Source organism: Bacteroides sp., assembly GCA_036351255.1.
GTDB lineage: Bacteria > Bacteroidota > Bacteroidia > Bacteroidales > UBA7960 > UBA7960.
The window spans coordinates 1-9144 of sequence record JAZBOS010000118.1 but is presented as its reverse complement, the minus strand read 5'-3'; the positions used below and the strand labels follow the sequence as shown (position 1 = coordinate 9144).

At 50.8% G+C, this 9144-nt stretch carries 9 protein-coding genes; 7 read left to right on the top strand and 2 right to left on the bottom strand.

Annotated elements, in window-relative coordinates; all coding sequences use genetic code 11:
- Together V2I46_11970 and V2I46_11965 are read right to left on the bottom strand one after the other, a co-directional pair.
- Positions 1-445, bottom strand: a 445-nt coding sequence (locus tag V2I46_11970; GenBank protein ID MEE4178215.1) for an adenylyltransferase/cytidyltransferase family protein, incomplete at its 3' end; no start/stop codon positions are given.
- Between the two features lie 67 nt (positions 446-512).
- Entirely contained in the window at positions 513-1511 is a 999-nt protein-coding gene (locus V2I46_11965; protein ID MEE4178214.1) for a lysylphosphatidylglycerol synthase transmembrane domain-containing protein, read from the bottom strand.
- Positions 1512-1765: 254 nt separating this feature from the next.
- Here V2I46_11965 and V2I46_11960 point away from each other — a divergent pair, with 254 nt between their 5' ends.
- From V2I46_11960 to V2I46_11930, 7 genes are all read left to right on the top strand, one after another.
- Positions 1766-2593, top strand: a complete 828-nt coding sequence (locus V2I46_11960) for a glycogen/starch synthase (protein ID MEE4178213.1) — start codon at positions 1766-1768, stop codon at positions 2591-2593.
- Between the two features lie 81 nt (positions 2594-2674).
- Positions 2675-4012 carry a DUF4270 domain-containing protein gene (locus V2I46_11955; protein ID MEE4178212.1) on the top strand — a complete coding sequence of 446 codons (1338 nt, stop codon included), beginning with the start codon at positions 2675-2677 and terminating at the stop codon, positions 4010-4012.
- Positions 4013-4039: 27 nt separating this feature from the next.
- Entirely contained in the window at positions 4040-5878 is a 1839-nt protein-coding gene (gene glmS / locus V2I46_11950) for a glutamine--fructose-6-phosphate transaminase (isomerizing) (protein MEE4178211.1), read from the top strand.
- Positions 5879-6246: 368 nt separating this feature from the next.
- On the top strand, positions 6247-6603 hold the full coding sequence (locus V2I46_11945; protein MEE4178210.1) for a thioredoxin family protein: 357 nt from the start codon (positions 6247-6249) through the stop codon (positions 6601-6603).
- Between the two features lie 4 nt (positions 6604-6607).
- Positions 6608-7567: an FAD-dependent oxidoreductase gene (locus tag V2I46_11940; protein ID MEE4178209.1), complete on the top strand. Its 960-nt coding sequence runs from the start codon at positions 6608-6610 to the stop codon at positions 7565-7567.
- A 34-nt stretch (positions 7568-7601) separates the two neighbouring features.
- Positions 7602-8177, top strand: a complete 576-nt coding sequence (locus V2I46_11935) for a glutaredoxin domain-containing protein (protein MEE4178208.1) — start codon at positions 7602-7604, stop codon at positions 8175-8177.
- 56 nt (positions 8178-8233) lie between these two features.
- On the top strand, positions 8234-8521 hold the full coding sequence (locus V2I46_11930) for a co-chaperone GroES (GenBank protein ID MEE4178207.1): 288 nt from the start codon (positions 8234-8236) through the stop codon (positions 8519-8521).
- The last annotated feature ends 623 nt before the right edge of the window (positions 8522-9144 follow it).

Here is a 9144-nt window from a genome sequence, read left to right as displayed (position 1 = left end):
TGGTCACCACTTGTCCGTTTCGGGCTTTCACCACATCGTAGCCAACGATATCTTCCGGCTTGTAATCACTGCCTTTCACAAGGATGTCGGGCTGCACGCTTTTGATGAGCTCATAAGGTGTATCCTCATCAAAGAGCACTACCTTGCTGACAAAAAACAGGGAGGCGATCAGGGCTGCCCTGGCCGTCTGGTCGTTTACCGGCCGACCTGGCCCCTTAAGCCTTCTGACTGAAGCATCCGTGTTGAGTCCTACGACAAGCACATGCCCCAGGTCGGCTGCCTTCGACAGGTAGTCGATATGTCCAAGATGCAAAATGTCAAAGCAACCATTGGTGAAGACCACTTTTTTTCCGTGAAAACCCCAGTATTTAACCTGCCGCGAAAGGCTTTCATGATTCCCTGCCTGGATGATCTTTGAATCGATGATTTCTTTTTTTCTGATCATGACGAGCTGGGTTTATTAACGTTCGCTAATTCATTAACGTGCAGTTCAAAGGCTTGTTCAGCCTGTATTAAATTACATCAGGAATTTGTGTTTCTGCTGCACCTTTTTTCCTGACGGTAAAAATAAACCATAAGATGGCGCTGGTGCCTATGATCAGGATCATTTGCCCGGCATGGGTGATGTAGGCATAAGAGGTGGCCGGCTCCGATGCTATGTGGTATAATTGGGTCAGGGTAGCAATGGTGATGAAGTGATAGGTTCCGATGCCTCCGGGAACGGGGGCAAGGATGCCGAGGCTGCCCACGGCAAGCAGGGTGATGCCGGCAACCGGCGACAGATGCGAGGTTGCTTCAATGGCAAAGAAACTGAGGTAGGCGTTCAGAAAGTATAACCCCCAGATGACCAGTGAATAGAACAGAAACCAGCCTTTCCGGCGCATCCTCCAGAGGGTTTTGATGCCGTTAACAAAGCCTCTGAGCTGCCGTCGGAGCTTATATCCAAAACTTTCCGGTTCTGCATCCCTGAGTTTTGACCGGAGCCACCAAAAAAAGCCAATGGTAAGAATCAGGCTCACCCCTCCTGCAATCATTACGATTACCAGGCTTGAAGTCCCCCTTTCCAGCAAGGGCCCAAAGAAAAAGTTATACAAGAAATCTTTCAGGAAATGAAACTGAAAGACAATGGTAAAAAACATGAGCAGGATGAGGGTGATGAGGTCGACGAAACGCTCTGCGATCATCGTTCCTGCGAGGGAATTGAAAGGGATGCCATTGGATTTGCTTAAAACCGCACACTTGGATACCTCTCCCAGTCGGGGGACCACCAGGTTGGCCAGGTATCCTGACATGACGGCATGGAAGGTGTTGCCCAGCCCGACTTTGAACCCCATCGACCTGATCAGGATGTTCCAGCGCATGGCCCTGGCAACATGGCTGAAAATGCCTGCAACCATGGCCATCAGAATCCAGAAATAATTGGCATTCCTGAACTCCTCCATGATCTTGTCGAGATCCTGCCCGCGGGTAACCCACCATAGCAGCAGCAAGCCCAGCGCCAGGAATATCAAAACCCTAAAATATCTGCCTAAACCTTTCACGGAGTAAATCGTCAGGAATAAATAAATCAGAATGAAGTTCTCGTAATGTGTTTTTTAAAGCCCCAAAAGTATCTTACTGCAAATTAGCTGATTGCAAAAGTAAGCATAAAGAAACGGCTACACAAAACAAATCGGCAAAGCTAAAACTTAAATTTGAAAATGACCAAAAAAATCCGTAAATTTGCAAACCATTTTTTCTTTCTAACAGTCAACTCCTTACGTTTATGGAAAAACCCAGAGTACTTTTCGTTCAACAGGAAATCACCCCGTATCTGAAGGAAAGCCACATGGGCCTTATCGGCCGGCATCTTCCCCAGGGTATTCAGGAAAAAGGCAAGGAGATTCGAACGTTTATGCCCCGTTTCGGCAATATCAACGAGCGTCGCAATCAGCTTCACGAAGTCATCCGCCTTTCGGGTATGAACCTGGTGATCAACGATACCGACCATCCGTTGATTATAAAAGTGGCTTCCATCCAGGCAGCCCGCATGCAGATTTACTTTATCGACAATGAAGATTTCTTCCAGCGCAAGTACACCCTTGCCGACAAATCGGGAAAGTATGCCCCCGACAATGATGAACGGGCCATTTTCTTTGCCCGCGGCGTCATTGAAACTGTGAAGAAACTGGGCTGGGCCCCTGATGTGGTTCATTGCAATGGCTGGTTCACCAGCCTGATGCCGCTCTACCTTAAGGTGGCTCTTAAGGAAAACCCCATGTTTTCTGACACCAAAGTGGTTTATTCAGTCTACAATGATGAATTCCCCGGCTCGCTGAATCCTGAACTGTATAAGAAACTGCAGGGCAAGGACATCAAAGCAGAACATATTGCCCAGTATCAGGATCCTACCTTTGTGAACATCAGCAAGGCTGCCATCGATTATGCCGACGGCGTTATTTTCGGCCACCAGGATATTCATCCCGAAGTCGAGCAATATGCCCGTCAATCGAATAAGCCCCTGCTGGATTACCAGCCCATGGAAACCTATATTGAGGCCTTTAACGATTTTTATGATGAGGTATTGGTTAATGAACCCGTTGTTTCAGAATAAATTCTTATAAATTTGCGTTTTGAAACATAACCCTTGTTCCTGACCTTGCTGATTCAAAAAATATCAATGTTGAAAACTCAAATGATCCCCCGTTCAAGCGGGGGTTTTTTCCGCCTTCCGCTTTCCGTTCTGGCTGTATTTTTCCTGCTGCTTTCCTGGCAGTCCTGCACTGAGCCCGATGCCATCGGACTAGACCTGATTGAAGATCAGGCTGGTTTTATGATAACCGATACGGTCAGCATTACCACCTATTTTGAAAAGGATGACACCATCCCGACCAATCTGGGGTATCAAAACCTGCTGGGCATGATGCATGACCCGGTGTTCGGGAAAACCAGGGCCAGCATCCTGACACAGTTTCGTCTGCCTGCCAACGACTTCTCCCTTGGCGAAGAACCCATACTCGACTCCGTTGTCCTTTCCCTGGGGTATACGGGTTCCTTTTACGGAAACGAGGAAACCATACAGACCATCAGGGTCTTCGAATTGCTCGATGACATCCCTGATGCCGACACCCTTTACAACAACCAGCCCCTGGCTGTCGATCAGCGAAATATCGGGCAGCGTTTGCTGCGCCCTGCTCCTGCCGACAGTACCCTGATCGATACCCTTTATTTCGCGCCCCATTTTAAAATGAGGCTCTCCGACCGTATAGGCCAGAAGATCCTGGATGCCAATGGCACCGAATATTTTGAGAATATCACCAACTTCCTGGAATATTTCAAAGGAATCATGATTACCGTTGCAGATAATTTCTCCGAGGGAGGATCTATTTTCAACATCAACATGTATTCCCCCTTTACCTACATGGCCATCTATTACCACGAGGCCGCTGACACCGTTCCCGTGTCCAGGAATTACCGGTTTTATGTCAATGACTTTACCCGCCGCATGACCTATGTCGAGCATTTTGACTTCCAGGGCAGTCATCCTGCCATTACTGAACAGCTCAACAACCCCGGGCAAACCAACGACACCCTGCTGTTCCTGAAAGCTCTTGGGGGGCTTCGCACCCGGATCAACCTGCCTCATATTATGGATCTGTCGGAAGTTTCCAGTATTTACATTAACCAGGCAAAACTGATTGTTCCGGTCGACACCAATTTCGTCACGGATAATTTTTATGCGGCTAATAACCTCATCCTGCTGCAAATGTCAGAGGAAGAAGAGCTGGTTGCCCTGAGCGATTACAATATCGGGGCTTCCTACTTTGGGGGCGCCTATAATGAGGACCTGAATCAATACGAGTTCAATATTACGCAGCACATCCAGGAAGTGATTGATGGGAAACTGGAGAATGCCGACCTGGTGCTGCTGATATCGGGTTCAGCCGAAAATGCCCAGCGCGTGGTGCTGAATGGGCCTGGCCGGCAGGAGAACCCCATGAAACTCGAAATCAGGTATACCCAGTTTAATTGATTTTCTCCCCAAAACTTATCCAGAGTTATGTGTGGAATTGTTGGCTATATTGGCCCGCGCGAAGCATACCCGGTATTGATTAAAGGTCTGAAAAGACTTGAATACCGTGGTTACGACAGCGCTGGGATGGCCCTGCTTGATGGCGGCCTGAAGTTGTTTAAGAACCACGGGAAAGTATCATCCCTGGAAGAAAGGCTGAAAGGCGAAGACCTTTCAGGTACCGTGGGAATCGGTCATACCCGCTGGGCCACCCATGGCGAACCCAATGATGTCAATGCCCATCCACATTTCAGTCAGAGCCGCAAACTGGCCATCATCCACAACGGCATCATCGAAAATTACGGCTCGCTAAAAACCGAGTTGATCAACCGGGGCTATGTTTTCCAGAGCAATACCGACACAGAGGTCCTGATCCACCTCATTGAGGACATCCAGCAAAACGAAAACGTCGACCTGGTGGAGGCCGTGCGCATTGCCATGAACTACGTGGTGGGCGCCTATGCCATCGTAGTGATCTCCCAGAGCGACCCCGACCTGCTCATCGCCGCCAAAAAAGGCAGCCCCCTGGTGATCGGCCTGGGCGAGGGCGAGTACTTCATTGCCTCAGACGCCTCTCCCATAGTGGAGTATACGCAGAACGTGGTCTACCTCGATGATGAGGAACTCGCCATCATCCCCCGTAAGGGCGATCTGAAGATCAAGACCATCCGCAACAAGGAAAAAACACCCTATGTACATCACCTCGAGATGCAGCTCTCTGCCATTGAGAAAGGTGGTTTCCCCCATTTTATGCTCAAGGAGATTTTTGAGCAGCCCAAAAGCATCAAGGACAGCATGCGGGGCAGGCTGACCCTGTCCACCGGTGAGGTGGTCCTGGGCGGCATCATCGATTATGAGCAGAAATTCCTCAATGCCCGCCGCATCATCATCATTGCCTGCGGCACCTCCTGGCATGCCGGACTGGTAGGTGAATATCTTTTTGAGGACCTGGCCCGTATCCCCGTGGAAGTGGAATATGCTTCCGAGTTCCGCTACCGCAACCCTGTCATCTACGAGGACGACATCGTCATTGCCATCAGCCAGTCGGGCGAAACGGCCGACACCCTGGCCGCCATCGAGCTAGCCAAATCAAAGGGTGCCACCATTCTGGGTATCTGCAATGTGGTGGGCTCATCCATTGCCCGCGCCACCCACGCAGGCTCTTACACCCACGCCGGCCCTGAAATAGGGGTGGCAAGCACCAAGGCATTTACCGCACAGGTCACCGTGCTGGCCCTGATGGCGCTGGCCATTGCCGACCGCAAGGGCACCCTGTCCAAATCGAGGTATTTCCAGCTCCTCAGCGAGATGGAATCCATTCCCGCCAAGGTAGAGGAAGCCCTGAAAGTCAACGACCTGATATACGAAATATCGACCCATTTTAAGGATGCCCGCAACTTCCTGTACCTGGGGCGTGGCTATAACTTCCCGGTGGCCCTCGAAGGCGCCCTGAAGCTCAAGGAGATCTCCTACATCCACGCCGAAGGCTATCCTGCCGCCGAGATGAAACACGGCCCCATCGCCCTCATCGACGAACAGATGCCCGTGGTGGTGCTGGCACCCAACAAAGGCACCTACGAAAAGGTGATCAGCAACATCCAGGAGGTGAAGGCCAGGAAAGGGGTGATCATCGCCATCGTAACCAAAGGCGATGAAATCGTGAGGGGTATGGCCGACTATGTGATCGAGATTCCTGAAACCGAGGAGATCTTCATTCCCCTGCTGGCCACCATTCCCCTGCAACTGCTTTCCTATCACATCGCTGTGCTGAGGGGCTGCCATGTTGACCAGCCGCGCAACCTGGCCAAGTCGGTGACTGTGGAATAACCCTCCTCCCTCCCGGCTGAGCGGCATTTGCAATGCCGCTCGGAATAAAGGATCATTTGTAATGGTCCAACCCTCTTATTAAATAAAGAACATCGTCTTGCCATTACCAGGCATGGCCTGGCAGAGCTATCAAAATCTGCAGAATTGCAAATTCTGCAATGTTCAGAGCGGAAATGCAATTTCCGCTCAGCGGGGCCTCCTGACCCCGCCGGGTTTACATCAACAAATTTCCTGACCTATCTCAACCCGGGGGGTGGTAAATGCCATGCCCGTTTTCTTCGCCATCTAAGAAGGGGATGGTAATTTTGCAGTGTTCAATTTTCAAACGCAATAAACAAAAAACAATAATCCTCAAAAAATTTAAAACCATGTTGTACACCAATCTGAAGCACATCGAGTCGGCAGCCGAGCATGCCAAAATCATTAACGAAAACGAAAATGTCATGGTCATCTGTGGCCGCATGGGACCCATGTGTATCCCCGTTTATGGCATTGCCGAAGAACTCGAGGAAGAATATCCCCACGTGAAATTCTATGATATGGAATTTGACCATCCCGAGGCTCATGTGATCCGCAACCTCCCCGAAGTACGCGGTTTTATGGGTATCCCCTTTACCATTTATTACAAAAACGGCAAGGTGGTAAAAGCCACTTCGAGCATCCAGAGCCGTCAGCAGATCACTGCCATTATTGACGAACATTTTGCTCAGCCCGTAAATGCATAATACCATGGATGGAGTAAAGCATTATGATGCCATCGTGATAGGTGCAGGCCCTGCCGGACTAACGGCAGGGATCTACCTGTCGCGTGCCCGCCTGAAGACCCTCCTGCTCGACAGCGGCACCGTGGGCGGACAAATGGTGCTTACCCACGAGATCGCCAATTACCCCGGCGTGGAAAGCATGAGCGGCTACCAGCTGGCAAGTATCATGCGGAAACAAGCCAAGGGCTTCGGGTGCGATATCAAATCAAACATTGTCATTGAAAGCATGCAGCTCGAAGGCGAGCTGAAGCAGGTGACCCTGTCAGGCGGAATGGTGTTCACGGCCCATGCAGTGATCCTCACCCCCGGCGGCCGTTCACGTACGTTGGGCGTTAAGGGCGAGGGCCGCTTCAAGGGACGCGGCATCTCCTACTGTGCCACCTGCGATGGCGACTTCTTTACCGATAAGGAGATTGTAGTCGTAGGCGGAGGAAACTCGGCCCTCGAAGAGGCCGTATCCCTGACCAAATATGCCTCCAAAGTGACCGTCGTTCACCAGTTCGACCACTTCCAGGCCTTTGAGCACGCCGTAGAGGAAGCCCGCAGCAACCCGAAAATCAGCTTCATGATGCAGTCGGCCATCGTGGCTTTCAATGGCGAAGAAAAACTCGAAAGCGTCGACATCAAAAACCTCAACTCGGGTGAGATCAGCAAGTTCGCCACCGACGGGGTGTTCATCTTCATTGGTTATGTGCCCAATACAGAGTTCCTGCAAGGGGTGCTTGATTTGAACCAATGGGGCGAAATTATTGTTAAGCCCGATATGTCGACCAGCCTTGAGGGCGTGTATGCCGCCGGCGACAGCATCGTCAAGCGCTACCGCCAGGTCACCACGGCCGTGGGCGATGGCACCATTGCCGCCCTGGCAGCTTCCGGCTTCCTGCACGAGCAGAAAACCCGCAAGCGCCAGCCTGAACTGGTATAACTTAAGAACAGCATCAAAATTTGTAAGCATAACAATGGAACAGGTTCATTCACACAACGAATTTCTTGAAAAGGCGAAAGCCACCGAGAAGGCCTTCCTGCTGCTTTTCAAATCCGATGGGCAGCAGAGCCTCTGTGCCTTTCAGAACCTTCAGCAGGCCCTTGCCGAGCAGCCTGACGCCCCGGTCTTTACCGCCGATGTGGCAAAGGTGCGCGACATCCACGGGGAATACGCCATCACCAGTGTGCCCTCCCTGCTGGTGTTCGATCATGGCAGGCTGAGCAGCGTCATCAAGGGCTGCCAGGACAGCAGCTATTACAAGGCCATCGCACAGAATGCCATCTACCAGGCCAAAGCCCGCGCCGAAGGCAAAGCCCACAAAAGGGTCACCGTCTATTCAACCCCGACCTGCTCGTGGTGCAACACCCTGAAAGGCTGGCTGCGCAAAAACAATATCCCCTTTACCGATGTTGATGTTTCGCGCGATGAACAGGCCGCCCGAACCCTGGTGAACCGCACCGGCCAGCAAGGCGTGCCACAGACCGACATCAACGGGCAGTGGGTGGTGGGTTTCGACCAGAACCGCCTGAAACAATTGCTCGAAATTTAATATCCAAAGGGGATTCCCCGTAAAAACGATATCATCAATAGTAAAAGAACATTACCATGAAAGAACTGCAAGCCGTAAATCAACAAGTCATTCTTGACTTTTCGGACAAGAAAGAAGAACAACGCACCGCCGCCGGCATCATCATCCCCGATACCGCCAAAGAGAAGCCCCGCATGGCCCCCGTGGTCAGCATGGCCGCCATCGAAAACGCCGAGATCAAACCCGGCGACGTGGTCATCTTCAAGCAATACAGCGGCACCGAACTGAAGTTTGAAGACAAGGATTACCTCATCATTCCCTACGCCGACATCCTGGCCAAAGTAGTGGAAACCGAGACGATATAATTAACAACACATGAAAAGAAAAGGCTGTCCCACGTTTTGGGGCGGCCTTTTTTTGTTGCACAGGTTGTGGTTAAGGAATTGCAGCCCGTGACTCCCCCTTTGGATAGCTTGTCTCGCCTCAGGCGAGAGGGTTGGGGGGAGGTTTTTTGGATTGCAGTGCACGATTTTTCTCCACAAATGGACACAAATGAAAAGACCATTGACACAAATATTTGTGGCCATTTGTGTTTTTCTATTTGCGTGGATTTGTGGAATGGGTTTAATGGAACGCGGATGCTACGGATGAACTCCGTTCAGCGCGGATCGGCGCGGATTTTTTATTTTCAACCATACGGCCGCCGCTACGCGGCTTCAAAAAATGATAAAATTTCACAATGACAGCCCGTTGGCTAGCGGATCCGCCGGGAGGCGGACAGGCGAAGCCCAGAAACCAGAAACCAGAAACCTTGAACCTATAACCTGAAACTCGAAACCTGAAACCCGAAACCCGAAACCCGAAACCTTAAACTTTAAACCTTAAACCTTGAACCTGAACCCCGACAACCCTTCAAATCCCTTATCTTTGTAACTGTTAACCAAAACCCAAAACAACGATGAGAAAGCTATTCCTGTCCTTACTGATG

Coding starts and splice junctions, on each gene's coding strand:
- V2I46_11960 (MEE4178213.1), top strand. CDS start 1,766: ATGGAAAAACCCAGAGTACTTTTCGTTCAACAGGAAATCACCCCGTAT.
- V2I46_11955 (MEE4178212.1), top strand. CDS start 2,675: ATGATCCCCCGTTCAAGCGGGGGTTTTTTCCGCCTTCCGCTTTCCGTT.
- glmS (MEE4178211.1), top strand. CDS start 4,040: ATGTGTGGAATTGTTGGCTATATTGGCCCGCGCGAAGCATACCCGGTA.
- V2I46_11945 (MEE4178210.1), top strand. CDS start 6,247: ATGTTGTACACCAATCTGAAGCACATCGAGTCGGCAGCCGAGCATGCC.
- V2I46_11940 (MEE4178209.1), top strand. CDS start 6,608: ATGGATGGAGTAAAGCATTATGATGCCATCGTGATAGGTGCAGGCCCT.
- V2I46_11935 (MEE4178208.1), top strand. CDS start 7,602: ATGGAACAGGTTCATTCACACAACGAATTTCTTGAAAAGGCGAAAGCC.
- V2I46_11930 (MEE4178207.1), top strand. CDS start 8,234: ATGAAAGAACTGCAAGCCGTAAATCAACAAGTCATTCTTGACTTTTCG.